The sequence below is a fragment of the Clostridium sp. BNL1100 genome (genome assembly GCF_000244875.1).
GTDB lineage: Bacteria > Bacillota > Clostridia > Acetivibrionales > DSM-1351 > Ruminiclostridium.
The window spans coordinates 2,569,753-2,594,850 of the sequence record NC_016791.1 but is presented as its reverse complement, the minus strand read 5'-3'; the positions used below and the strand labels follow the sequence as shown (position 1 = coordinate 2,594,850).

General features: G+C 36.3%; 32 protein-coding genes. 31 read left to right on the top strand and 1 reads right to left on the bottom strand.

Translation table 11 applies throughout. The features are described 5' to 3' along the window. Positions 1 to 3 precede the first annotated feature (3 nt). The 10 genes from CLO1100_RS10995 (at position 4) to CLO1100_RS10950 (ending at position 9,274) form a co-directional block, all read left to right on the top strand. On the top strand, positions 4 to 1,944 hold the full coding sequence (locus tag CLO1100_RS10995; RefSeq protein ID WP_014313820.1) for a copper amine oxidase N-terminal domain-containing protein: 1,941 nt from the start codon (positions 4 to 6) through the stop codon (positions 1,942 to 1,944). Between the two features lie 10 nt (positions 1,945 to 1,954). Then, the gene (locus tag CLO1100_RS10990; protein ID WP_041700429.1) at positions 1,955 to 3,238 is read left to right on the top strand and encodes a replication-associated recombination protein A; all 1,284 of its coding nucleotides are present in this window, start codon (positions 1,955 to 1,957) and stop codon (positions 3,236 to 3,238) included. A gap of 1 nt (position 3,239) precedes the next feature. Further along, complete coding sequence (locus CLO1100_RS10985; protein WP_014313818.1) at positions 3,240 to 3,473, top strand: hypothetical protein; 234 nt, start codon at positions 3,240 to 3,242, stop codon at positions 3,471 to 3,473. Between the two features lie 71 nt (positions 3,474 to 3,544). Beyond that, complete coding sequence (locus CLO1100_RS10980) at positions 3,545 to 3,823, top strand: YkuS family protein (RefSeq protein ID WP_014313817.1); 279 nt, start codon at positions 3,545 to 3,547, stop codon at positions 3,821 to 3,823. A gap of 173 nt (positions 3,824 to 3,996) precedes the next feature. Then, on the top strand, positions 3,997 to 4,443 hold the full coding sequence (locus CLO1100_RS10975) for an Rrf2 family transcriptional regulator (protein ID WP_014313816.1): 447 nt from the start codon (positions 3,997 to 3,999) through the stop codon (positions 4,441 to 4,443). Between the two features lie 76 nt (positions 4,444 to 4,519). Next, positions 4,520 to 5,701, top strand: coding sequence for a cysteine desulfurase NifS (nifS, locus tag CLO1100_RS10970; protein ID WP_014313815.1), 1,182 nt, complete (start codon positions 4,520 to 4,522; stop codon positions 5,699 to 5,701). A 31-nt stretch (positions 5,702 to 5,732) separates the two neighbouring features. After that, a complete protein-coding gene (gene nifU / locus CLO1100_RS10965; protein ID WP_014313814.1) occupies positions 5,733 to 6,194 on the top strand; it encodes a Fe-S cluster assembly scaffold protein NifU in 462 nt (153 codons plus the stop codon). Between the two features lie 21 nt (positions 6,195 to 6,215). After that, positions 6,216 to 7,295, top strand: coding sequence for a tRNA 2-thiouridine(34) synthase MnmA (gene mnmA, locus CLO1100_RS10960; RefSeq protein WP_014313813.1), 1,080 nt, complete (start codon positions 6,216 to 6,218; stop codon positions 7,293 to 7,295). Positions 7,296 to 7,441: 146 nt separating this feature from the next. Beyond that, positions 7,442 to 9,001, top strand: a complete 1,560-nt coding sequence (locus CLO1100_RS10955) for a hypothetical protein (RefSeq protein WP_014313812.1) — start codon at positions 7,442 to 7,444, stop codon at positions 8,999 to 9,001. 84 nt (positions 9,002 to 9,085) lie between these two features. Next, a complete protein-coding gene (locus tag CLO1100_RS10950; protein ID WP_004617662.1) occupies positions 9,086 to 9,274 on the top strand; it encodes a hypothetical protein in 189 nt (62 codons plus the stop codon). Positions 9,275 to 9,296: 22 nt separating this feature from the next. On the opposite strand, the gene CLO1100_RS10945 is transcribed toward CLO1100_RS10950, so the two are convergent. Further along, positions 9,297 to 10,106, bottom strand: a complete 810-nt coding sequence (locus CLO1100_RS10945) for a histidinol-phosphatase HisJ family protein (RefSeq protein WP_014313811.1) — start codon at positions 10,104 to 10,106, stop codon at positions 9,297 to 9,299. 135 nt (positions 10,107 to 10,241) lie between these two features. Here CLO1100_RS10945 and CLO1100_RS10940 point away from each other — a divergent pair, with 135 nt between their 5' ends. From CLO1100_RS10940 to amaP, 21 genes are all read left to right on the top strand, one after another. After that, a complete protein-coding gene (locus CLO1100_RS10940) occupies positions 10,242 to 11,672 on the top strand; it encodes an aminopeptidase (protein WP_014313810.1) in 1,431 nt (476 codons plus the stop codon). Between the two features lie 20 nt (positions 11,673 to 11,692). After that, positions 11,693 to 12,559 (top strand): TIM barrel protein, encoded by an 867-nt coding sequence (locus tag CLO1100_RS10935; protein WP_014313809.1) that lies wholly within the window; start codon positions 11,693 to 11,695, stop codon positions 12,557 to 12,559. 344 nt (positions 12,560 to 12,903) lie between these two features. Then, positions 12,904 to 13,332 carry a type II 3-dehydroquinate dehydratase gene (aroQ, locus tag CLO1100_RS10930; RefSeq protein WP_014313808.1) on the top strand — a complete coding sequence of 143 codons (429 nt, stop codon included), beginning with the start codon at positions 12,904 to 12,906 and terminating at the stop codon, positions 13,330 to 13,332. Positions 13,333 to 13,387: 55 nt separating this feature from the next. Next, a complete protein-coding gene (locus CLO1100_RS10925; protein ID WP_014313807.1) occupies positions 13,388 to 14,473 on the top strand; it encodes an aminopeptidase P family protein in 1,086 nt (361 codons plus the stop codon). 153 nt (positions 14,474 to 14,626) lie between these two features. Then, on the top strand, positions 14,627 to 15,187 hold the full coding sequence (efp, locus tag CLO1100_RS10920; protein WP_014313806.1) for an elongation factor P: 561 nt from the start codon (positions 14,627 to 14,629) through the stop codon (positions 15,185 to 15,187). A gap of 32 nt (positions 15,188 to 15,219) precedes the next feature. Next, positions 15,220 to 15,636: a CD1247 N-terminal domain-containing protein gene (locus tag CLO1100_RS10915; protein WP_014313805.1), complete on the top strand. Its 417-nt coding sequence runs from the start codon at positions 15,220 to 15,222 to the stop codon at positions 15,634 to 15,636. A gap of 142 nt (positions 15,637 to 15,778) precedes the next feature. Beyond that, positions 15,779 to 16,186, top strand: coding sequence for a hypothetical protein (locus tag CLO1100_RS10910; RefSeq protein WP_014313804.1), 408 nt, complete (start codon positions 15,779 to 15,781; stop codon positions 16,184 to 16,186). Between the two features lie 20 nt (positions 16,187 to 16,206). After that, positions 16,207 to 16,596, top strand: coding sequence for a GntR family transcriptional regulator (locus CLO1100_RS10905; protein ID WP_014313803.1), 390 nt, complete (start codon positions 16,207 to 16,209; stop codon positions 16,594 to 16,596). Next, complete coding sequence (locus CLO1100_RS10900; protein WP_014313802.1) at positions 16,589 to 17,287, top strand: ABC transporter ATP-binding protein; 699 nt, start codon at positions 16,589 to 16,591, stop codon at positions 17,285 to 17,287. Before CLO1100_RS10905 ends, CLO1100_RS10900 begins: the two co-directional genes overlap by 8 nt. After that, positions 17,281 to 17,646 carry a hypothetical protein gene (locus CLO1100_RS21080; protein WP_242836547.1) on the top strand — a complete coding sequence of 122 codons (366 nt, stop codon included), beginning with the start codon at positions 17,281 to 17,283 and terminating at the stop codon, positions 17,644 to 17,646. Before CLO1100_RS10900 ends, CLO1100_RS21080 begins: the two co-directional genes overlap by 7 nt. Positions 17,647 to 17,658: 12 nt before the next feature. Next, entirely contained in the window at positions 17,659 to 18,105 is a 447-nt protein-coding gene (locus tag CLO1100_RS21075) for a hypothetical protein (RefSeq protein ID WP_242836545.1), read from the top strand. A gap of 200 nt (positions 18,106 to 18,305) precedes the next feature. Further along, positions 18,306 to 19,277 carry a stage III sporulation protein AA gene (spoIIIAA, locus tag CLO1100_RS10890; RefSeq protein ID WP_014313801.1) on the top strand — a complete coding sequence of 324 codons (972 nt, stop codon included), beginning with the start codon at positions 18,306 to 18,308 and terminating at the stop codon, positions 19,275 to 19,277. A 15-nt stretch (positions 19,278 to 19,292) separates the two neighbouring features. After that, a complete protein-coding gene (spoIIIAB, locus tag CLO1100_RS10885) occupies positions 19,293 to 19,811 on the top strand; it encodes a stage III sporulation protein SpoIIIAB (RefSeq protein WP_014313800.1) in 519 nt (172 codons plus the stop codon). A gap of 20 nt (positions 19,812 to 19,831) precedes the next feature. Beyond that, positions 19,832 to 20,026 (top strand): stage III sporulation protein AC, encoded by a 195-nt coding sequence (gene spoIIIAC, locus CLO1100_RS10880; protein ID WP_014313799.1) that lies wholly within the window; start codon positions 19,832 to 19,834, stop codon positions 20,024 to 20,026. A gap of 33 nt (positions 20,027 to 20,059) precedes the next feature. After that, the gene (gene spoIIIAD, locus CLO1100_RS10875) at positions 20,060 to 20,446 is read left to right on the top strand and encodes a stage III sporulation protein AD (protein ID WP_014313798.1); all 387 of its coding nucleotides are present in this window, start codon (positions 20,060 to 20,062) and stop codon (positions 20,444 to 20,446) included. Positions 20,447 to 20,504: 58 nt separating this feature from the next. Beyond that, positions 20,505 to 21,701: a stage III sporulation protein AE gene (gene spoIIIAE, locus CLO1100_RS10870; RefSeq protein ID WP_014313797.1), complete on the top strand. Its 1,197-nt coding sequence runs from the start codon at positions 20,505 to 20,507 to the stop codon at positions 21,699 to 21,701. 13 nt (positions 21,702 to 21,714) lie between these two features. After that, a complete protein-coding gene (locus CLO1100_RS10865) occupies positions 21,715 to 22,356 on the top strand; it encodes a stage III sporulation protein AF (RefSeq protein ID WP_014313796.1) in 642 nt (213 codons plus the stop codon). 55 nt (positions 22,357 to 22,411) lie between these two features. Continuing rightward, positions 22,412 to 23,032 (top strand): stage III sporulation protein AG, encoded by a 621-nt coding sequence (locus CLO1100_RS10860; RefSeq protein ID WP_014313795.1) that lies wholly within the window; start codon positions 22,412 to 22,414, stop codon positions 23,030 to 23,032. 126 nt (positions 23,033 to 23,158) lie between these two features. Beyond that, a complete protein-coding gene (locus CLO1100_RS10855) occupies positions 23,159 to 23,740 on the top strand; it encodes a SpoIIIAH-like family protein (protein WP_014313794.1) in 582 nt (193 codons plus the stop codon). Positions 23,741 to 23,974: 234 nt separating this feature from the next. Further along, the gene (locus tag CLO1100_RS10850) at positions 23,975 to 24,358 is read left to right on the top strand and encodes an Asp23/Gls24 family envelope stress response protein (RefSeq protein ID WP_014313793.1); all 384 of its coding nucleotides are present in this window, start codon (positions 23,975 to 23,977) and stop codon (positions 24,356 to 24,358) included. Positions 24,359 to 24,529: 171 nt separating this feature from the next. Further along, positions 24,530 to 25,081, top strand: a complete 552-nt coding sequence (amaP, locus tag CLO1100_RS10845) for an alkaline shock response membrane anchor protein AmaP (protein ID WP_014313792.1) — start codon at positions 24,530 to 24,532, stop codon at positions 25,079 to 25,081. The last annotated feature ends 17 nt before the right edge of the window (positions 25,082 to 25,098 follow it).

Genomic DNA, 25,098 nt, shown 5'->3' with positions numbered 1-25,098 from the left:
AATATGAAAAAAAAGAAATATATAAGTATACTCATTGTTTTAGCAATTCTTTTGGCAAGCATTTCAGGTACATATGCATCTGATGATGACAGGACGGTAATTGAACTCCGGGCAGGTACCAATCAGGTTTGTGTAGATGGAAATTATTTCAATATAGCTGAATCAACGTATGTTATTGACGGTACTTTTTTAGTACCTATGGAGTGGTTTGCCGATACAATAGGTGCCGAGGTAACTAAAACCTCTGAGGGTGAACGAATCATTTACGGCGGAAATACAGCTGAAATAACTATAGGTCAAACTTTATACACATCAAATTATGAAAAAAAGACCATGTCAGTTGCTCCTCAACAAAAAAACAACAGTACAATGGTTCCTGTGGATTTTATAACATCAAATTTCCCTGTGACTGTCACAAACGATGTTGATAGAGGAACAGTAAAAATTGTTCTGGAAGACGATGGTTCATTAAGTGATTTATCATTTCTTACAGGTGGTATTAGTACCCCTAAAATCGGTAATAGTTATTTTGGATGGAGTCTCAGTGTACCTTCCGGTTCAAGAGTTATATCCAACAGTTTCAAGTCCGACTCTATTCAGTTGACAAACGAGGGTAGAGGGTTGTATTTTGAAATTAAGGTTGAACCCAAAAATGGCAGAACACTATCACAATATTCAAATACATTTAAGCTTGAGAATAGTACAGAAGAATCTAATTTAAATCTAAAGGCAAAAGTCCCGTACTTCGAGTGTTCAGGTACATCAGAATACGATGAACCCACAAGAACAAGGATTTACGATAAGGGTCAGTATTTTTATTGTTTGACAATTGGCTGCTACGACGGGAGTGTATCTTCCAAGCATCTGATGTCCGACAAGTATTACTCAGACATTATAAACTCCTTTAGCCTTGAATACAAAGGCAATGTAAAAGGAATACAGGATCTTTCAAAAGTAGTTAACGGTAAGGTGAGCTATTATAACTATATTTCATTTTCATCCCGTAATAAGTACCTTTCATGGTCTATGGATATTCCTGCAAACTGGAACAATCTTCAAATTTCTAGTAATCAGTTAACAACTTTTCTAGGACTTGATACAAAACACTTTGTTCAAATTGCTGTAAACATTTTGGAAGAAAAAACTCTGGGACAATATGTAGAAAATGTTAAAAAAGGTTATGACAAAAACTTTAGTTCAAAGGCATATACCTTTGTCAGTGCCGGAGAAAGAACTTTAGCCGGAGAAACCGCTAAAAACCTTAAGTTCAAGATAAAACAGGGTGGAAAAAGTTACGTTATTGATGAATATTACTTACAGAAAGGTTCATTTGTTTATGAAATCTCAGTAAAGCTTCCTGAAAATGAATATTCCAAAGCAAAAAATGAATATCTGAATACGGTTGATAAAATATCATTATTTAGTGAAAATGGGGATAAGCTGGTTGACGAAATAAGTGATTTTAACGCCTCAAAGGAAGAGGACAGAGTATCTCCAAATGATAAACCGTTCAATTACGTAAATAAAGCCTATAAATGGAATTTGAAAATACCGGGCTATTGGACGGATTCCAGTATGTTTAACACTATACAATTCAGCAATCCCAATTCAAACGCTTTTATAATGATTGAAGCTACACAGAATACTCCTGAAACCAAAAACCTTCCGGATAAGGAAAAGTTTTTTCTTAGCTCGATTATGTCTATGCCTGGTTATAAACTTACCTCAAAAAGTACTACTTCGGACAAGGGAACAAAAGTCAGTAACTATACGTACCGGGCAGAAGATGAAGAACAGGATTTATACGGGACTGTACAAATCCACATTTTTGAAAAAGGAAGCTATTCATATTTATTTATGAGTTTCATGCCTGATTTGACTGCAACTGATAAGGCAGTCAAGGAGATTAATGATATCTGGAAGTCATTTACAATCACGAAATAACAGGTGTAAAATGAGAGATAGGATACAACCTTTGGCGTACAGGATGTCGCCGAGAACAATTGATGAATTTGTCGGACAGAAACATATAATCGGGAAGGACAAGATGCTCTACAGGATGATAAAGGCTGACAGAATAACCTCTATCATTTTGTATGGCCCGCCGGGGACAGGAAAAACCTCTCTGGCGAGAATAATAGCAAATACAACCCAATCCAGCTTTGAAAAGCTGAATGCTGTTACCTCCGGTGTAGCGGACATAAAAAGAATAGCAGCTGATACACAAAACACACTGTTAAACCCTAATGGAAGAACAGTATTGTTTATAGACGAGATTCATAGGTTCAATAAAGCTCAGCAGGATGCACTGCTCCCTTTTGTTGAGGATGGCTCTATTGTACTTATTGGTGCTACTACGGAAAACCCGTTTTTTGAAGTAAATAAGGCACTAATATCAAGATCTACCGTATTTATGCTGAAACCGCTTGAAAGTGATGATATCAAAGAGTTGTTAAAATATGCTCTTGAGGACAAAGAAAGAGGATTAGGAAACTACGAGATTAATATAACGGATGAAGCAATGGATTACCTTTGTGAGGTTAGTTCCGGTGATGCCAGGACTGCATTGAATTCATTGGAGCTTGCAGTCCTTACCTCGGAACTGGGCGAAGACGGTAAAATAGACATTGGAATTGATACAATAGAACAGTGTGTTCAAAAAAAGGCAATACGATTTGATAAAAACGGAGAAGAGCATTATGATAATATCAGTGCTTTTATAAAGTCAATGAGAGGAAGTAATCCTGATGCAGCTGTATTTTATTTGGCAAGGGCTCTTTATGCAGGTGAAGATGTCGAATTTCTTGCAAGAAGAATAATTATATGTGCATCGGAAGATGTAGGAATGGCCAATCCCACAGCGTTACAGGTGGCAGTAGCTGCAGCTCAAGCAGTTAAAATGATAGGCATGCCGGAGTCAAGGATAATACTTGCCCATGCAGCTGTTACTGTGGCATGCAGCCCGAAATCCAATTCGGCATATATGGCAATAAACAAGGCATTATCAGATGTAGAATCAAAAAATACCGGAAGTGTTCCTATGCATTTGAGAAATGCCGCAGCAAAGGGAATGGAACAACTGGGGTACGGTATAGGTTATAAATATGCACATGACTATAAAAACAACATAGTCAAGCAGGAGTTTTTCCCTGAGGAAATGAAGGGAACAATCTACTACAACCCTACTCAAAATGGGTATGAAGCCAGAATAAAAGAATGGCTCGAAAAATGGAGGTAAAATGGAAACTAGTACTTTTAAGAGAGTTTTGGCATGGGTATTACTTGCAGGTTTCGTACTTCTGCTGTTAAATATAACGATATTCCATGTTTTAATTGTGCCAAGTGTGGCATTGTATTTAATAATAGCTATATTTTTTCTGTTTTCAAGGCCAAGGCTGGCAAGAGAAAACAAAAATTTCACAGATACTACCGGACATCAGGAAACAGAGTCGGATGTTGAAAAAAATAAATAGAACTAAGAATAATAATAAATCCACAGCAAATAATATCCTGGTACAGACTATTGGATATTTGAGGTGGATTTATGATTGTTGCGGTTTCTTCAAATCTATTGGATATTGCAGAAGGGTTAAAAAAAAGAGGTTATACGGTTGTTGACCTGTACTCCTATAAAAAGCCTGTGGATGCAGTTGTTTATCAGGGAAAAAACTTTGATTTCTCTGCAATTACCGAAGATAACGTAAGTTCTAATGATGGTACAGGCAGTACAGGTTACGGAGTTTTTATAGTATGTTCAAACGGCAAGAGTATTGACGAAATTGATTATATGTTAAAGACTAGGTGTTATAGTTCGTTTTTTTAGCCAAAATAAAACAATAAAAAAATTAACAGATGCTTGCATTAACTTTGTTAATGTGTTAACATCTGATTAAATCATAGTAATTTAATTGGAATTGAGGTGATTAGCTTTTTTAAGACACTATTTTAAAAGGCTGATTGCCTAAATTAATTTTTATAAGGGGCGTGGAGGTTAAAGTGAAAGTATCAACAAAAGGAAGGTATGGACTCAGGGCTATTGTTGATCTTGCTGCCCATGAAAGTGAAGGACAGGTTTCCCTAAAAAGTGTTGCCGAAAGACAAAGACTTTCAGAAAACTATCTGGAACAGTTATTTTCATCCCTGAAAAAGTCAGGTCTCGTTAAAAGCATAAGAGGGGCTCAAGGCGGCTATCTTCTGGCAAGACCGGCTGATAAAATAACCGTTGGAGATATTTTAAGGTCCCTTGAAGGAACATTATGCCCGGTAGAGTGTATTGACCCTGATGTGCCAGCCAGTTGTGACAGGGCTGATGAGTGTGTTACGGCAGATGTCTGGGCCAAGATACGAGATAAAATTAACGAAGTAGTTGACTCAATAACTCTGGCTGATCTTGTTTCAGAGTTGGGAAATAAAACCAATAATGATTATATTTACTACATATAAGCTGTTTTTGTTGCTTCTTGCAGGGGTATAATTAAAATAAATACAATTTTCACATATATAAAAGGGAGTGTTAGTGATGGAGGATAGAACAGTATACTTAGATCATGCTGCAACAACATATGTTAAACCTGAAGTATTTGAAGCTATGAAACCGTATTTCAGTGAGCATTTCGGAAATGCTTCGTCTATATATAGTTTGGGCCGTGACAGCAAAAAAGCTGTAGAAGAGTCCAGAGAAAAGGTTGCAAAGGCAATAGGTGCAGAACCCAAAGAGATATACTTCACCGGCTCAGGAAGTGAAGCAGATAACTGGGCACTTAAAGGAATAGCTGCTGCGTACAAGAAAAAGGGAAACCATATTATCACATCAGCTATTGAGCATCCCGCAATCATGAGTTCATGCAAGTATCTTGAGGGTGAGGGTTTTGAGATAACATATATTCCGGTAGACAGTGACGGACTTGTATCACCTGAACAGGTAAGAAATGCAATTAAAGATAATACAATACTTATCAGCATAATGTTTGCAAATAATGAGATAGGTACTATTCAGCCTATAAAGGAAATCGGTGCCATCGCAAAGGAAAAGGGAGTTTTATTCCATACGGATGCTGTGCAGGCAGTTGGAAATGTAAATATAGATGTTAAGGATTTGAATGTAGACCTCCTTTCTTTATCAGGTCACAAATTCTATGGACCAAAGGGCATAGGAGCGTTATATATAAAGAAGGGCGTTAAGATTTCATCCTTTATCCACGGGGGACAGCAGGAGCGTGGAAAAAGAGCCAGTACAGAAAATGTTCCGGGCATAATTGGCTTAGGAAGAGCAATTGAACTTGCAACGGAAAACCTTGATGAATACAACAAGAAACTCATTGAGCTCAGAGAAAAAACTATAGAGGGTCTGTTTGCGAAAGTTCCTTATATTAGGTTAAACGGACACAGACATAACAGACTTCCCGGTAACGTAAATATTTCGTTTGAGTTTATAGAGGGAGAATCGCTTCTTCTTATGCTTGATATGAAAGGAATATACGGCTCCAGCGGATCAGCCTGCTCATCAGGTTCACTTGATCCTTCTCATGTCCTATTAGCTATAGGTTTACCCCATGAAATTGCACATGGTTCACTAAGGCTTACTTTTGGAGATGAAAATACCCAGGAAGATGTTGATTATATACTTGAGGTTATACCCCAAACGGTTAGCAAACTAAGAGATATGTCACCTCTTTGGGAAGCTGTAAAGGATAAAAAGTAAATTATTATATAGGGAAAAGAGGTATATAAAAATGTATAGTGAAAAGGTTATGGATCATTTTTCAAATCCGAGAAATGTGGGAGAAATAGAAGATGCAAATGGTGTAGGCCAGGTAGGAAACCCGAAATGCGGGGATATAATGAAAATGTATCTTAAAATAGAAGATAATATAATTGTTGATGCAAAGTTCAAGACCTTCGGATGCGGAGCAGCTGTTGCCACTAGCAGTATGGCAACCGAGTTGGTTAAGGGTAAGACTGTTGAAGAAGCAATGAAAATCACCAATAAGGCTGTTGCGGAAGCACTGGACGGACTACCTCCGGCAAAGATGCACTGTTCAAACCTTGCAGAGGAAGCAATAGCCGCTGCATTGACAGATTACAGAAAAAGAAACGGTTTGATTGACCCTAATGAAGGCGAAGATTGTACAGGTGAATGTTCATGTTGTCACCACAGCCATGGACGTGAGGAAGACTTTGAAGACGAAGAATAGAATTCTTGCAGGAGATATATAATGGGTTCAAAGAAAGTAATGCTTGGTATGAGCGGCGGCGTTGACAGTTCTGTAGCTGCCGCCATTTTATTAAGACAGGGTTATGAGGTAATAGGAGTCACTTTGCAGATATGGCAGGACATGGATGAAGAAAGGCAGAAGTCGGAAGGCGGCTGCTGTTCACTTTCAGCTGTTGATGACGCCAGAAGGGTGGCAAATAAATTAGGTATACCTTATTATGTTTTAAATTTTAAGGACATTTTTAATAAAACAGTTATAGAATACTTCAAAGAAGAATACTTCAAGGGAAGAACACCAAACCCATGTATTGCCTGTAACAGACATGTTAAGTGGCAGGCTATGCTGGACAAGGCTCTTTCCATGGGAATAGACTATATTGCCACAGGACATTATGCAAAAGTAATGCAGGACGCTGCAACGGGAAGATTTATTCTGAAGAAGTCAGTTACCGACAGAAAAGATCAGACATATGCACTGTATAATTTGACACAGCAGCAATTAAGCCATACGCTAATGCCGGTGGGTGATTATACAAAGGATGAAATCAGAGAAATTGCAAAGGAAATAGGACTTTCGGTAGCAACGAAACCTGACAGTCAGGAAATTTGTTTTATACATGATAACGATTATGGCAAATTTTTGAGTGAGAACTGTGACAAAAAAATAGTTCCCGGAAAATTTGTAGATACAAAGGGGAATGTGCTGGGTAATCACAAAGGAATTGTTCATTACACCGTAGGACAAAGAAAAGGACTTGGCATAGCCTTTGGAAAACCAATGTTCGTGGTAGCCGTTAATCCTGAAAATAATACAGTTGTTCTTGGAGAAGACAGTGAGGTGTTTTCCGAAACACTGACGGCATCTGATTTGAATTTTATTTCAATCGAGAAGCCGATAGACAGAATGAGGGTAAACGCAAAAATCAGGTATTCTGCAAAGGAAGCACCTGCAACAATAAATGTAATTGATGAAAACCGGATAAGGGTTGTATTTGATATACCTCAAAGAGCCATTACTCCGGGGCAATCGGTAGTTTTCTATGACGGCGATGTAGTTGTAGGCGGCGGTACTATAGATTAATAATTAACATAATTCTATTTAAAATCTTCTATCAAAGTTTATTTTCAAGCTATGATAGGAGATTTTCTGCATTATATTCAAAAAAATGATTGAATTTACATAAATGTACTGGTAATATATCATAGAAATAGTAAATGGAGGTAATTATGAAAAAAAATAAGTTGCAATTTATTTTTCTAGCAGTAGTTTTTATTGCAGTATTTTTTCATGTAGACAATATTTATAGTGCCGACCACATTAATAAAGATACGATTATTCAATCTGTCGATATTGATGCCGACAATGATAAAAATCCTGAATTCAAGGTATCTCTGTACAATACCCGTTCAGATGTGAAATATATAGTTCAAAATCCATATATCAATAAATACAAATATATGACATCTAAGATTTATAAATTGGTACAGTATAAAAACGGCAAAAAAACGGGATATGTTAACCTTACTATGAAAAGTCTCAGTGATAACAATAACTGGATGTTTTTTGTTAACTACTATTCGGACGAAGATAACATTAAACTCAAATATGAAATCAAAGCATTTACTCAACAGACAAATGTGGATATACTGACTTTTCCAAATCAAAAGGGCAAATATGTATTAAAAAGAGAAAAAACATCGAGCAAAGTAACCCTCTCAAATAAAGTTACATATCTGGAAAGTGCAAAACGTTATGTTAAGTTCGGCGAAATTATTTCAGCCAGAGGGTTAGGCTCCACAGTATGCGAAATATACAAGTATAAGGCAGACAACGTTCTGACAAAATCAAAAGATGGATTCAACTCACAGATAACATTAAACTCAATTGCAAAAAGAGAAATCAGGGGAAACTGGCTTTTATCCGTTAATCCTATGGTTGATTGGAGTCATAAAACCGCTTTTAATACAATGCTGAAAATGGACTTCGAAACAGGTACAATATTTTTTAGTGATGGAGTATACAGGGAAAACATGTATAATTATGTTCCCAGGTCATCCAGCGTAAGAACCTATTTTAAGAATCCTGCAGGCCTTCAGGTAAGGGCTTGCAAATGGGTTTTGGATAAAGGAAGTCTTTTTAAAACTGTAGGGGTCTATTCAATGTATGTATTTGCCGATTCAATAGGTAACAAAGGCTACATACCAACACAGCCAATGTCTGAATGGTTGAAGTCGGATTACAACATTAGTTACAATTTCTATGATACAAGGTTCAATTCAGATACCATGACATCGCTGTTATACATATATAAGGACTATCCGGATAAATACGTACTTGAAAAGTTGAATAAGTATATAAATTTTTATAAAAATTATTACAAAACAAAACAGTATAAGGTTGGGAAAGCAATATTTGTACCAGATTATATGGATATCAGCGGTAAAAACAAGATTAATCCTACCTCACTAAATCATTTTATTGCAGAAACAGAGGTAATGTTTCTTTACTATAATCTGACAGGTGATAAAGAGTGTCATAAAATTGCTTTAGAAATGCTCAATTCCATAAAGTTGACCAGCAGCAAGTGGATACGTCCTAACGGTGATTTATGGTATAGGGTTACACCACAGGGTGTATTTAATACAGATGATTACCCGTTAGTTACATACAATGACCTTGTGTTTTTTAAACAGATTTTAAAAACCGTTGAAGGCAAAATTCCTGCTGAAATAGAAAAATTGTACCAAAGCAAAGAAAAATGGTCAAAGAACCAAGGATTTCTTTGATACTGTTTATTTTCCAACATATTTTTTATTTAAGTGCAAACCATAAATAAGTATTTGTTTTAAAAGCAGGAGGAGGGATTTACTTTGCGTGAAGGATTAATTCCAACGGTATTAGGAACGGCTGTTACCGCAACAGGACTGGCAATGCGAGGTTATGACATGAAAAGACATGGCATGAAGAAGCGTGATACAGCAGTTGCAATTGGAGCAGGCGTTATTGGGTTTGGAGTAGCACACGTTGTACTGGGTTCCATAGACCTGATACACAAATAAATTCAAACAAAGGGGTGCTTTTCTAGGCACCCCTTTTTATCATTTCAAAAACAGGTTTCCTTTTTTCAAAATGAACCACATGTTTAAATCCAATACTTTTTAGGTGTTCCAAGGCCTCGCTGAAACTATGTCCAAGATGTTCGGTAAAGTGGGAATCTGACCCTATGGTAATAATTTCTCCACCCAACTCAAAATAGCGTTTAAAAACATCATAACCAGGTATTGTACATCCAAGATCGCTTCTTAACCCGGAAGTATTCAGCTCAATACCTTTTCCCTTTTCTATAACTGCTTTTAAAATCTCGTCGATAATATCGCTGTAATCCTTGTATCTGAGAGGCTTGTCTTCAAAGTTGCCGTATCGGGCAGCATAACCTATATGACCTATAACATCATAATTATCATATGCATTTACTGAACAAAGGATTTCCTCAAGATATCTTTCATAAGCTTGATGCTGTGTTCTACCTGAAAAGAAAGCCCCGGTATAAGGATCCTTGTGCTCAATTATATGAACCGAGTTAATAACAAAATCGAAGTCATAACGATTCAAAATATTATTAATTTTGTCAACGACTTGGGGCTGAAAACCCATTTCAACACCTATAAGTACTTCAAGCTTTGATTCCCACTTATCTTTAAGCTTACTAAAATAGGAAAAATACTCATTATAATCTATTAAAAAACTCTCATCAAAATCCGGATAGTCATAATCGACATGGTCAGTGAAAACCAACCCTTGAAGCCCTATTTCGACTGCTCTTTTACAGGCTTCTTCAGCGTCCATGCGTGAATCTGTAGAAAATTTTGAATGAATATGGTTGTCATGCATTGTAACTTTCTCCTTTGAAAAGTATAATAAAACTAAAATTAACCATCCTATAAAATATGATACGTTAATAATGTAATACTAATTAATATTATCTACATTTTTAAACTAAAAGTCAAAAAAGAGAGAGGTTAGAAAATGAATCAAGAAAAGACCAAGGGTGAATTATTAGAAGAAAAGCTTACCTACAAACAAAAAAATGCTTGGGAGAATAGTGAAAAAGAGGTTCAACAAGCTTTTGAATTGTGCGATGAATATAAGACGTACCTTGATGAAGGAAAAACAGAACGTGAATTCTGTTCAGTTGTAGAACGCAAGTTAGTTAAGGCAGGATATGAAAATCTGACTGAACTTATGAAAAAAGGTACAAAGTTGAAACAAGGTGCCAAGGTGTACTACATAAATAAGGAGAAGTCTGCCGTTTTTGCTGTAATCGGGCAAGAGCCTCTTACTCAGGGCATAAATATGGTAGGTGCCCATATAGATTCTCCACGCCTTGATTTAAAGCCAAACCCGATTTATGAAGATTCCGGTATGGTACTTCTGAAGACGCATTACTATGGAGGGATAAAAAAATATCAATGGGTAACCATTCCTTATGCATTACATGGTGTGGTTATTAAGGCAGATGGTTCAAAGGTGGAAATCAGTATCGGTGAGGACGAAAAAGACCCTGTATTTACCATAACAGATTTACTTCCTCATTTGGCTCAGGAGCAGATGCAGAAAAAAGCCACCGAGGTTATTGAAGGTGAAAGTCTTAATATATTATTTGGCTCAATACCTTTAAAGGATGATAAGGTAAAAGATAAGATTAAGCTGAATATATTAAAACTTTTAAACGAAAAATACGGAATGGTAGAAGAAGATTTTATATCAGCAGAACTGGAGGCAGTACCTGCATACAAGGCAAGAGATATTGGACTCGACAGGAGTATGATAGGAGCTTACGGTCAGGATGACAGGGTTTGTGCATTTACATGTGTAAAAGCAATGCTCGATCTTGTACAGCCTGAAAAAACTGCATTATGTATTCTTACGGACAAAGAAGAAATCGGAAGCATGGGAAATACAGGAGCCCAGTCCAGTCTTCTTAAGAATTTTGTATCAAAACTATTATATTTAACTGCAGATAACTATTCAGACATATTAACAAATCAATGTCTGGAAAATTCTAAAATGCTTTCAGCTGATGTTAATGCAGCTGTTGACCCTACGTATGAAAGTGTAAATGAAAAGTCAAATTCATCATATATGGGAAATGGTATTGTATTTCAAAAATATACAGGTTCACGAGGCAAATATGATGCAAGTGATGCCAATGCGGAATTTGTAGCAGAAATCAGAAACTTATTTAATAAAGAAGGCATTATATGGCATTTGTCAGAAATGGGTAAAGTTGATTTGGGCGGTGGAGGAACTATTGCTCAACATGTTGCTAACCTTGGTGTTGATGTACTTGATTGTGGAGTGCCGATACTTTCTATGCACTCTCCAATTGAAATATCAAGTAAAATAGATATTTACATGAGTTACAAGGGTATGAAAGTTTTCCTTGAAAGCAAATAACGTTATTAGGAGAAAAGGACATGATAAGATTCGGACCATCTGGAAATTCAGACAGCTTTTATGAACAGGGATACAAATCGTCGGCGCAAATGCCTGCATGGCTTGCTTCAAAGGGCCTGAATGCTTACGAGTACTCCTGTACAAAAGGAGTAAAGGTTGGAGAGGCAACTGCAAGGGAAATAGGTCAACAGGCTCAAAACAACAATATTTTTGTCAGTATCCATGCTCCGTATTATATAAACATGTCAAGTGAAGAAGAGGACAAAAGAGAAAATTCTAAGAGATACATTATGGAAACCTTACAGGTTGCAAAGTGGATGGGTGCCAAGAGAATAGTTGCTCATACAGGATCCACCAGCAAACTAGGACGGGAAAAGTCCCTTGAGTGGGCAATACAGATTCTTAAAGAAACTCTGCAAATGTCTGATGCTGCGGGTTTTGGCGATATCAGTATATGTCCGGAGGTATTGGGTAAGCATAATCAGTTGGGAACACTTGAAGAAATAATGGAAATGTGCAAAATTGATGAAAGGTTGATACCTACTATAGATTTCGGACATATTCATGCCAGAGGCCTTGGAATACTGAATTCTCAAGAAGACTTTGAAACGGTCATAGATTTTATAGAAAACTCAATCGGCAAGGAAAGAACTAAAAGAATCCATTGTCACTTCAGCCGGATAGAGTTTTCCAAAGGCGGAGAAAAAAAGCACTGGAATTTTGCAGACAAGCAGTTTGGGCCTGAATTCGAGCATCTTGCACCTGTACTGGTTAACAGGAAAATGGAGCCTGTTATTATTTGTGAATCAAGAGGCATGATGGCTGAAGATGCCGCAGAAATGAAAGAAATTTATTATGGCATATTGGAAAATCAAAACTTGTTTTAAAGTAGTTTATAAGTGAGTGTCGCAAAATTAATTTTATCTTTTCTAACCTGTACTTTGGAGTATAAATTGTATATCAATGGAAGCTTGGTTAAAGATATTTGCAGATGTTTACCGGCGAACACGGATATTTTACCGAAAAACTTACACGATGTAAGTTTTAGCGACACAATGAATTATGGACGATGAATGTGAGTGACGGTAAAATATCCAAAGATGAGCCGCTATAAACTTTTGCAAATATCTTGGAAGCAATCATTGATATAATTTTATACGGAAGAATCGGTGTTAAAATAGAAAAACTTTCTGTTTTGCAACAGTTCATTAGATAAAAAATGGAGGTTAAAATGAAAAAAATACTTGTTTTAAACGGGCCTAATCTGAATATGTTAGGTATCAGGGAAAAAGCTGTTTACGGTAGCGAAACACTGCTGGATATTGCCAAAGAGGTTAATATCGTATCTCAGGAGCTTGGGTTAGAGTCAGATTTTATACAATCAAACCATGAAGGGGAAATAATAGACAAACTACATGCAGCACGTGGTGTATATGATGTTGTAATAATTAATGCGGGGGCATATACACACTACAGCATAGCTATAAGAGATGCAATAAAGGCAATAGAAATACCTACAATAGAGATACACCTTTCAAATATACATAGCAGAGAAGAATTCAGACATACATCCATGATAGCACCCGTTTGTGTAGGACAGATATGCGGATTCGGAAAGATGAGCTACATATTGGCGCTTCATGCGGCGGCAAACCTTTAAAGGTTAATATATATATATATATAGTTAAAAAATAGGGATTTATGGAGGTAGTTAAATGGTTGACAAACAAATATTATCAAATAGGTTGGATACTTTCAGAAAAGAACTGAAAAACCTCGGCCAGGATGGCGCATTGATTACAAAAAGAGAAAATTATATGTATCTGTCAGGTTTTTCAGGTACCTCGGCAAACCTTGTTATTACTGATAAAAAAGCATATCTGCTGACCGACTTCAGATACGTTGAACAATCGGCAAAGCAGGCACCTATGTTTGAAATAATTCAGCATAAGACCGATATAAAAGATTCTATCCTTGAAATATTAAACTCAGAAGGAATTAAAAAGCTTGGCTTTGAAGACGAAAGCCTGACTTATGCGGAATACAAATCATTTAGAAGCAAATTCAAGGATACTGAACTGGAGGGAATAGGTTCTGTTATTGAAAAGTTAAGAAGTATAAAGGATTCCTTTGAAACAGATACTATAACCAAGGCTGTAGAAATTGCAGATGGTGCATTCAACTACGTTCTTGGTATCATAAAGCCCGGAATTACAGAGCTTGATGTTGCTGCTGAACTGGAATATCAAATGAAAAAATTAGGGGCATCAGGTGCTTCCTTCGAAACAATTGTTGCATCAGGGCTGAGGTCATCCATGCCTCATGGAGTAGCATCTGAAAAGAAACTCGAAATTGGTGATACAATTACAATGGATTTTGGCGCATTATATAACCATTACTGCTCCGATATAACAAGAACGGTTTTTCTTGGTCAGCCGGATAAAAAAATGGTAGATATCTATAATATAGTTTTAGAGGCTCAATTATCTTCAGAGAGAGGTGCCGTTCAAGGAAAAACAGGGAAGGAAATAGATAAAATAGCAAGGGATAAAATATACGGCAAAGGATTTGAAGGTAAATTCGGGCATGGACTTGGTCATGGTTTAGGCCTTGAGATACACGAAAATCCACGCCTGTCCCCAAGCGGAGAAACAATACTGAAAAACAATATGGCAGTTACCGTAGAACCGGGTATCTATGTGGAGGGACTTGGAGGAGTAAGAATTGAGGATACCATTATAATCAGGGATGACAACCCTCTTGTTTTAACCCGTTCTAAAAAGGACTTGATTATTATATAAGCCAAAATTAGACTTTTTCGGTGTATTTATTGACTTTTATCATTAAATTGAAAATTTTTCTTGCCTAATAGAGAAAATTAATTTAATATAAACTAGGATAGTATTAAAGATAAAATAAAGTTTTATGCATTTTTATATTTATGGAGGTAAGGTATGATAGTAGCTGGAGATTTTAAAAATGGCGTAACATTTGAATTGGATAATAATATATTTCAGGTAGTTGAATTCCAACATGTAAAGCCGGGAAAAGGAGCTGCGTTCGTAAGAACAAGGTTAAAGAATATAATAACAGGTGCAACAGTTGAAAGAACTTTCAATCCAACAGACAAAATGCCAAAAGCTCATATCGAAAGAAAAGATATGCAGTATTTATATAATGATGGAGATTTATATTACTTTATGGATGTTGAGTCCTTTGAACAGCTTCCTATAAACAAGGAAACAATTGGAAATACTCTTAATCTTGTTAAAGAAAATGATATTGTAAAGATTCTTTCACATAAAGGAAATGTTTTCGGTATCGAGCCTCCAACATTTGTAGAGCTTGAGGTAACAGAAACAGATCCCGGTTTTAAGGGTGATACTGCTACCGGTGCAACAAAACCTGCTACAGTTGAAACAGGTTTTGTTATAAAAGTGCCCCTTTTTGTTAACACTGGAGATATAATAAGAATTGATACAAGAACAAATGAATACATGGAAAGAGTTAAATAATAAAATACCGAAGTGGTAATGAGGAGGTAAATATGAGCTATATAAGCGAACGTGTAGCATTCATTAAAGGTTTGGCAGAGGGTATGAAGATTAATGATTCAACCAATGAAGGTAAGCTGTTAAACGCTATGATTGATGTACTTGATGACATTTCACTTGCAATTGAAGATATTGAGGAAATTCAGGATGACCTTGGTGAGCAGGTAGACAGCATAGATGAGGATCTCGCAGAGATTGAAAAGCTTATTTATGATGAGGATGACATTGAGTTTGAAGAAATTGAGTGCCCAAACTGTGGCGAAAAAATCGACGTTGATCTTGAAATGATTGATGAAGATGCTGAAACCATCGAGTGTCCCCATTGCCACGAGAAGATTGAATTGGAATGGGATTGCGAATGTGATGATGAATGTGGTTGCGGCTGCGGACATGATCATGATGAAGAATAATTTAATATAATTATTATTAAAAGCTTCCAACAAATATTTGTTGGAAGCTTTTTTAATGTTTTGCTATTGACAATGGTATATTTAAGTTGTATTATTGTATTAATCACTTAATACAATAATACAACTTAAAGGAGAAAAATCTATGATAAATAAAAAGTACATATTACTAATAATTGTTTTAACAATAATTTTATTATCCGGATGTACTTACGGAAGCTATAGTAGCACAAGAGCGGTTGAAATCAGTACTTCCAGTCAAATGTCCATGAGCTATGAGAAATTTAACGGATACAAAGCTACTTCTATTAAAGTAAAGGAAGGCAATCCCGTTGACGTAAATGTTGATATTGTTTCAAATACAGGAAAGCTGGACATGTCGATTACAGATGAAAAGGACCACAGTGTTTATGAAGGGAAGGATATACCTACATCCTCCTTTTCAGTAAGTCTCGATAAGCCCGGGGACTACAAACTGAAAGTTTCAGGTGAAAAGCACTCCGGAAGCTACAAAATTACATGGGGAAAGGCAAGTGAAGATAATGAAAAATAACTGCAAGGGGAGATGGTCTGATGGCTAATGATTTTTCGTCTAATGTTCCCATATATATTCAAATAATGAATGAAGTTAAGCTCAAGATTGTTTCAGGAGTATGGGAAGCAGGGCAAAGACTTCAATCTGTCAGAGAACTGGCTGTAGAGTTTTCAGTTAATCCCAATACCATGCAGAAGGCTTTTTCTGAACTTGAAAGAGAGGGCTTGCTGTATACCGAAAGAACATCGGGAAGATATGTTTCTCAGGACGAGGAAAAAATAAAAAAAGCACGAGATGAGATGGCTGAAGAATACACCGGGAATTATTACAACCTGATGAAGAAGCTAGGTTATAAGAAAGAAGAAATAATATATGTAGTATCAAGCAGATTGGCTGATATTGAAAAAGGAGGTCTTAAAAATGAGTAATGTAATAGAAATAAACGCACTGCATAAGTGTTATGGGGCCAGAAAGGTGCTGGACAATGTGTCTCTATCCTTGAGAAGTGGAACAATAGTAGGTCTGCTGGGACCAAACGGATGCGGTAAGACATCAATGATTAAGATAATTGCAGGTATTATACAGGATTATGAAGGGCAGGTACTGATTGATGGAAGAGTACCTGACGAGTACACGAAGTCCATTGTTTCCTACTTGCCGGAGAAAACATATCTTGCTGATAATTTAAGAGCTAAGGATGCTCTGGACTTCTTTGAAGATTTTTACTCCGACTTTGACCGGGAGAAGGCAACGAGAATGCTTTCTCAATTTAAGCTTGATCCAAATCAAAAGATAAAAAGCATGTCAAAAGGAATGCAGGAAAAAGTTCAGTTGATTCTTGTAATGTCAAGAAAAGCAAAGGTATATTTGCTGGATGAACCTCTGGGAGGACTTGATCCCGCTTCACGTAAAGCAATGCTTGATATTATACTGAACAATTATTCTGAGGATGCAGTAGTACTTCTTTCAACTCACCTGATAAACGATGTTGAAAGAATATTTGATAGGGTAATCATGGTGGGAAAAAATAGAATTCTGGTAGATGATACTGTTGATAATATACGTGAGAAAAATGGTAAATCTGTTGAAGAGCTTTTTGAGGAGGTGTTCAAATGTTAGGGAAATTATTCAAATATGAGGTTAAGGATACATCAAGAATAATACCTTTCTTTTATGTAATAACAGCAGTTCTGGCAGGTTTGTCCTTGCTTGCCGGAAAACTGGAGTTGGGTTGGTTCAAGGTAACATCTTCAGTGCTACTGCTATTAGTTGGAATTGCAGTATTTATTGTTACACTGGTAGTAATATGTATGAGATTTTATAAAAACTTATACTCAAACGAAGGATACTTAAGTTTTACATTACCTTTAAAACCTCACCTTCACCTCGTTTCGAAGTCAATCGTATCATTTATTTGGATGATATTGAGTGTACTGATTTGTATGGGAGCTTTCTTTGTTGCATTGTATGGACTTTGAGTAGATGGGAAGGTGTGGTCGTCGGTTCTGGATGAAATAGAAAGCTATGGTATGGGAAATTATATATATGCGATTATACCTATGGTATGTTTATCAATACTGTACTTAATGAGCCAGATTTACTTTTCTATAACCTTGGCAAATCGTCCAAGATTTCATAATTTAGGGGCGGCAGGAGCCTCGATTCTATTGTTTCTGGTTACAAATGTAGCACTAAAGATAGTAGAGACTATACTTACCATAATAATTCCTTTTTCAATTTCAGTCAGCCTGACCGGCGGTTTTGATATTTCTTTAACTGCACAGAATATGGTTGGATATTTAATAAATAACATAAACAACCAAAATCCTTCAAATATGGTTATTGGTCTGGGAGGATATACATTTGATATAATAATGGTATGTGTCCTCTTCTATACTACAGGCCGCATTATGAATAAAAAAGTTTCATTGAGATAAGAGAAAATTATATAGATTAAATAAGACACCCGATAGAGCCAAAAATGGTATCGTCGGGTGTTTTTTTATACCTTTTTTTATTTTTGTCATAATGTTGGACAAAGCCTAATATATATAAATAAATAAATTTCTTATTTGAGATTCAGGCAGTTTCTTAACACTAGGGTGTTAACTAAAGAAAAGCAAGGAGTGATTAACACATGACTAACTTACAATTTGAAATATTACCTTTCCTCATTCCCGGTATCAGGGAAGTTATTCAAAAAATTCATATTAATGAGTTAAACAATTTGGAAGAAATACGATTGCGGGCAGGAAAACCTCTAATGGTATTTTATAAAAAAAATGACTGGTTTGTCACTCAAAACGGGCGGTTAACACGTTCTTTGAGCGAGGCTTATATAGTGGACCAAAAAGAGATAGTCAAAACGCTGGAACTTATGAGTGAGAATTCCATTTACGCATATCAGGACGAAATAAAATCAGGTTATATTACTTTACGGGGAGGACACAGAATAGGACTCAGCGGTAAGGTTGTATTGCAGGAAGGTAAAATCAGAAATATAAAGGACTTTAACGGACTAAACATACGTATAGCAAAAGAGGTAAAGGGAAGTGCAAAACATATAATAAAATATATAATAAAAAACAGCTCAGATATTTATAACACACTTATCGTCGGGCCGCCTCAATGCGGAAAAACTACCATACTTAGAGATTTGTCCAGAATGTTGAGTAGCGGTGAGGCAGAATACGATTTTAACGGTATGAAGGTGGGAATAGTTGATGAAAGGTCTGAAATCGCTGCATGCTGTAAAGGTGTGCCTCAGAGTGATGTTGGATATAGAACCGATGTTTTAGACGGTTGTCCAAAAGTATTAGGGATGGAAATGCTTTTGAGGAGCATGTCACCTGGAATAATAATTACGGATGAGATAGGGACTCATGGTGACAGGGATGCTATTCTGAAAGTGTTAAATTCCGGAATCAAAATAATAGCTTCAGCACACGGCTATAACATAACAGAGCTAAAAATGAGGGATGAACTCCTTTCTTTGATTAAATCCGCAGCCTTTGAAAGGTATATAGTACTAAGTTCCAGAAACGGGCCGGGAACCCTTGAAGAAGTTGTAGACTCAGGTATGACACCGGTCTACAGAATATCACCATAGAAGGGAGCTGCGAAAATGATTATAAAAATTATCGGCTCGGCGCTTCTCATATGTGCCACCAGCCTTATGGGCTTTTCTCTGGCAGCAGACTGCTCTAAAAGACCTAAAGTGCTAAGAGAGCTTCAGGTATTGATGCAAATGTTTGCAAATGAGATAAGCTATCTGTCAAATTTATTGGCACAGTCCTTTGAAAGGATATATACAAGCTCCAAAACTGATGCCTCACTACTCTTCAAGGAAGCAGCTGAAAACCTGTCCTTGCCCGGAATAACTGCAGATACAGCGTGGGAAAAGGCTGTAGAGAACACTTGTTCGAAGCTGGGTTTAAATAAGGAAGATAAGGCCATTTTAATTACCTTCGGTAAAATGCTTGGCAGTTCAGATCTGGAAGGCCAGATTAACAATATAAATCTTGTCTCATCCCAACTGAAACTTCAGGAAATGAAAGCGGAGCAGATGAGACAGAAAAATGAAAAAATGTACAAAAGCCTTGGTGTATTAAGCGGATTGGCTATAGTAGTTGTATTATTTTAGGTACAAAGGAGTGAAGTTTTATGGAAGTAGATCTCATATTTAAAATTGCAGCAATAGGCATATTAGTTTCGGTATTGAATCAGGTTTTAATCAGGTCAGGCAGGGAAGAGCAGGCCATGATGACTACTCTGGCAGGAATAGTAGTTGTACTTTTAATGGTATCAAAACAGATTGCAGGCCTTTTTGAGGCGGTAAAAACCATGTTTCAGTTTTAACAAAAGCATTATGGATACGAGGGTACATATGATATGGACATACTTCAGATTGTTTGTATTGGTATAGTTGCGGTAGCACTTTCATCAGTGATAAAGGTACAGAAACCGGAGCTTGCTTTGCAGGTCAGCATTATTACCGGGATTCTCATATTTATGCTTGTAGCAGTAAAGCTATCCGCAGTCATAGATTTTATAAAAACCTTCAGTCAGAAGGCTGATATAGACTCAACATATATTGCTATTTTGCTTAAAATAGTCGGAATCGCATATATAGCAGAGTTTGGAGCAGAGGTTTGCAAAGATGCAGGAGAATCGTCAATTGCATCCAAAATAGAACTTGCGGGTAAGGTTACCATAGTAGTTCTGGCAGTACCAATAATAACATCACTCCTGGACCTGGTAGTAAAACTGATGCCATAGCAGGTATCCGACATACATCACGTTAATGGCTGCTTTTAGCCTTGGAGGAATTTTACCAATGAAACTAAAAAAACTTGTATTTACAGTTTTATTATTTATAACTGTTTTCTCTCCACTTTGCATACATGCAGAGACATTACAGCAAAATACTGACAGCAGTACTGAAAATGATAAGATTCTTAACGATCAGCTCAAGGATAACTCTGGTATAAGCGACAATGTAAGTAAGTATTATGGGGAAGATTCACAAGAACTCTTTCCGGACTTCGACCCCGGGAAAATTGTCTCCGATGCGGCAAAAGGTAATTTGAAATTCAGCTTTACAGGAGTTATTAACAGAGTAATCAGGTACCTTCTTAAAGAAGTCTTTTTAAATGCAGACATATTAATAAAAATAATAATCCTTTGCATTATTTGCGCTATACTGAAAAACCTGCAAAATTCATTTCTAAGTGAAAGTGTGGGTGAAATGGCTTTTTTCGTCTGCTACATTGTATTGGTTTCAGTATTGATGGTTAGCTTTAGTACGGCTATGAAAATGTGCATGGATATTATTGATAATATGGTGTCGTTTATGCATTCAATTATACCGCTGCTAATTTCACTTCTGGCAACATCAGGAAGTATATCTTCAGCAGGTGTTTTCCAACCTGTACTGGTAATGTTGATTGAAATAGGTGCCACAGCAATCAAGAATTTTTTCATCCCATTAATTTTTCTTATTACCATACTTAACATCGTAAATAATATTTCCGATAAGATTCAATTAACCAAACTTGCTGGTTTTATGAAACAAATATGTACCTGGGGGCTGGGGCTTATCCTTACAATATTTATAGCAATTGTATCAATACAGGGGTCAATGGGTGCAGTGGTAGACGGCGTGACAAGCAAGACAGCAAAGTTTGCACTGGGAACATTTATACCGGTAGTAGGAAAGTATCTGGCAGATGCAGCGGATACGGTTGTAGGTTGTACTCTTGTAATTAAAAATGCATCAGGACTTATTGCAATGATTGGAATCCTATTAATATGCCTTGCACCACTTTTGAAAATTCTTGCCGTGGTTGTGTTGTACAAGCTGGCCTGTGCATTTGTAGAGCCCATATCAGATAAGAAGATTACAAATTGCCTTAATGATATGTCAGGCTCGTTGACATATATATTAGGAGTAACAGCCGCTATAGCAGTTATGTTCCTAATAGCAATTACAATTGTAATAAGTACTACTAATATGTCTGCCGCAATAAGGTAAGGGAGGGCTTTCAATGCTTGAATTTTTAAAAAGCTGGATTATCAACATTGTTACAATCACAATCATTCTTGTCTTATTTGAAATAATAATGCCTTCAGGAAAAATAAAGAAAATAATAAGTCTTGTAGCTGGATTTATTTTGCTGATTGCTGTAATAAACCCTTTTTTAACTCTTAAAAATAAAAATTTTGATCTTGGACAGAATGTGATATCGGATAGCATGTATATTGATAAAAATGAGCTGGAAGCCAGCAGCAAACTGTTTAAGGACAAGCAGATGAAACAAGTATCCCAGGTGTACAAGGAAAAAGTGATTAACAGTATACAGGAACAAGCCCTTAAGGTTGATGGAGTTTCTCAGGCGAAAGCTGATATTGAAATCAACGAGGACTACTCTTCAAATAAATTCGGGGAAATAACCAGAGTAAATCTGAAGATAAAACGGGGTAAAAAGCAGTCGGACAGTGTAAAAATTAATTCTGTAATGCCTGTTAAAAAGATTGATATTTCGTTACCTTTTGTAAAGGGGAAAGATAGCAAAACACTAGAAGCACCTGCAGATGATGAAAGTAAAAAAATAACGGAACAATTAAAACAGACCATAAATAAATCCTTCGAAATAAAAAAGGACAGTATTATTGTTACAGTCAATTAATTTATTTTTGATAACCCATAAATTTTCGGAATAAATGGTGCAGGAGGGAATATAAATGTATAAATTTAGTAAGCTTATAACGGATCTGAAAAAAAGAATAACTGCTGACGGGAGTAAAAAGGTAATTCAGAATACCGTAATAGTTGCAATTATAGGAATAATTCTACTCATTGCAGGCAGTGTATTTTTTCAAGGCACAACCAAGAAAAACGAGAAGGTTACTCCCCAGCCTAAAAACGGGACAGAGGCTGTGGAAACATTAAGTCAGAAGGAAGGTGAAACAAAGGATAAACTGGAAAAAAGTCTGGAAGCTATCCTGTCCCAAATAAAAGGAGCTGGTAAGGTAAGTGTTATGGTGACCTTTTATTCCGGTAATGAATCCGTGCCGGCTTATAACACTAAAAACAGTACAAGCGACACACAGGAGAAAGACAAGGAAGGAGGTACGAGGTCAGTTAAACAGGCAGACAGGGAGAATAGCATCATTTTCGAAGAAAGCGACGGAGTAAAAAAACCATACATAACAAAGGAGCTGCTCCCAAAAGTAAAAGGTGTTGTCATAGTTGCAGACGGGGCCGGAGATGCTGAAGTCAGAAGTAGCCTGGCAAAAGCTACGGAGGCACTTTTTGAAGTGGCTTCCCACAAGATACAGGTATTTGAGAGAAATAAAAACTAATTTTAAAAAATAGAAATAAACTTAAATATACATGAATATACATAATGTGTGAGACGAGCAAAAATCCTTTAGGTGAAAAGCCAAGGAGAAACAATAAACTAAAAGATTGTTAGGAGGGTCTATGTAATGAATTTTTTAAAAAGAAAACAAATAATTGTACTTTCCCTTGTACTTATGCTGTTAGTAGCAGGCTATCTGCAGTACAACTACAACAAAAGCTCACAATACAGCGAAGATGACTCCGCTCAAATTGGCGATGCAGTATATGTAGATAATCAGGATGCATCTGATAAGGAAAATATTGACACTGCAACTGCCGGGGATGAAGAGAAAACAGCTACGGCATCAAAGGAAGCAAACAACTTTTTTGCCCAGGCAAAAATGGATAGGGATGTTACAAGAGACAAGGACATTGAAACAATGAAGGGTGTTTATGAAGACGATATGGCCAGTAAGGATGCAAAATCCAAGGCATATGAAAAAATGATGAAAATAGTTGAAACGTCTCAGAAAGAGGCCAATATTGAAACACTTATTAAAGAAAAAGGTTTTAACGATGTAGTTGCATTATTTTCTGATGACGGAAGTGTAGATGTTGTTGTAAAAGCTCCAGCAATATCCAAGGCTGACTGGGCTAAAATAGCTGACATTGTTGCAAGACAGGGAAATGTTCCTTTTGATAAGATTATAATCAAGAATATGTTCTGATTCTTATAATTTTATAAATAAATCAGCTCAAAAAGGGGTTATCTTGAAAAAGATAGCCTTTTTGTTTTTATAAGTTTTTTGGACAAGCAGCAACATTATTCCAAATGATTAGAAACAGCTGTTATTTAAAATACTAGTATAGATTGATAATTAAAGATTGAAGTGATATAATTTTACAAGCTGTTATCCAGAAGAAATGGTAATATTGCCTGACTGATATAATGGAGGTATATTATGGAAGAAAATAATATAATTGATGACTATGGTTCTGTAAAAATATCTGAGGAAGTTGTTGCCATTATCGCCGGAATTGCTGCGACTGATGTTCCTGGGGTAGCGGGAATGAGTGGTGGTATAGCAGGAGGAATCGCTGAGATTCTTGGAAGGAAGAACCTTTCAAAAGGGGTAAAAGTTGAGGTTGGAGAAAAAGAGGCAGCTATAGATTTATATATAATAGTAGAATACGGTGCAAGAATACCTGAAGTGGCATGGGACATACAGGACAAGGTAAAAAGCACAGTACAGGAAATGACTGGACTCAATGTTGTTGAGGTTAATATTCACATTCAGGGAGTTAATTTTGACAAAGAGATTAAAAAGGATTCCGAAACTAAGTAGGGTATCAATATCGGTGTTATTGGAAATAATTAAATAAAGTATATGAGAATGATTATTATCCAAACATTCTCATATACGTTTGATTTTTATACATAATTGAAATATAATGAAATTAATTACCGAATTTATGGTATTGTTTGCTTAAAATAAAAGAATAGAGGTGAAGTTTATATGAACATAATTTTACGTGTACTATTAGCCGTATATGCATTTTTCCTGACAATTGCATCCATGTTCGCAATGCTTGTTACAATTAAGTCTGACATATTGTCGGAGGCTTATACATACTTATATAACGATGTGTTGGCGTATCGGAATCCATCAATTTTAATGTTCATTGTTTCTTCAATATTTTTCTGTTTGAGTTTGACATTCCTTCTTTCCGGTTTTAAGCCTGAAGGAGATAAAAAAGCTATAACCAAATACAATAAAAACGGCGATATCAGAATTACTTTAAACTCAATCGAGAACATTGCATTGGCTACATCGAGAAAGCTCAACGGGATTCGTGATTCCAAGGCATTTGTTACAAAAGTAGGCGAAGGTGTAAGCATTACTGTGAAAGCAATTGTTCTTCCTGACATAAACATTCCGCTACTGTCTGAAGATATGCAGCTGAAAGTAAAATCTGCAGTTGAAGATTGCACGGGCGTGCAGGTGGATAGTGTCAGAGTTTTAGTGGAGAGCATTTTCACTGGTTACAAATCTGCTAGAGTTGAGTAACAATTGGAGGTGTTACC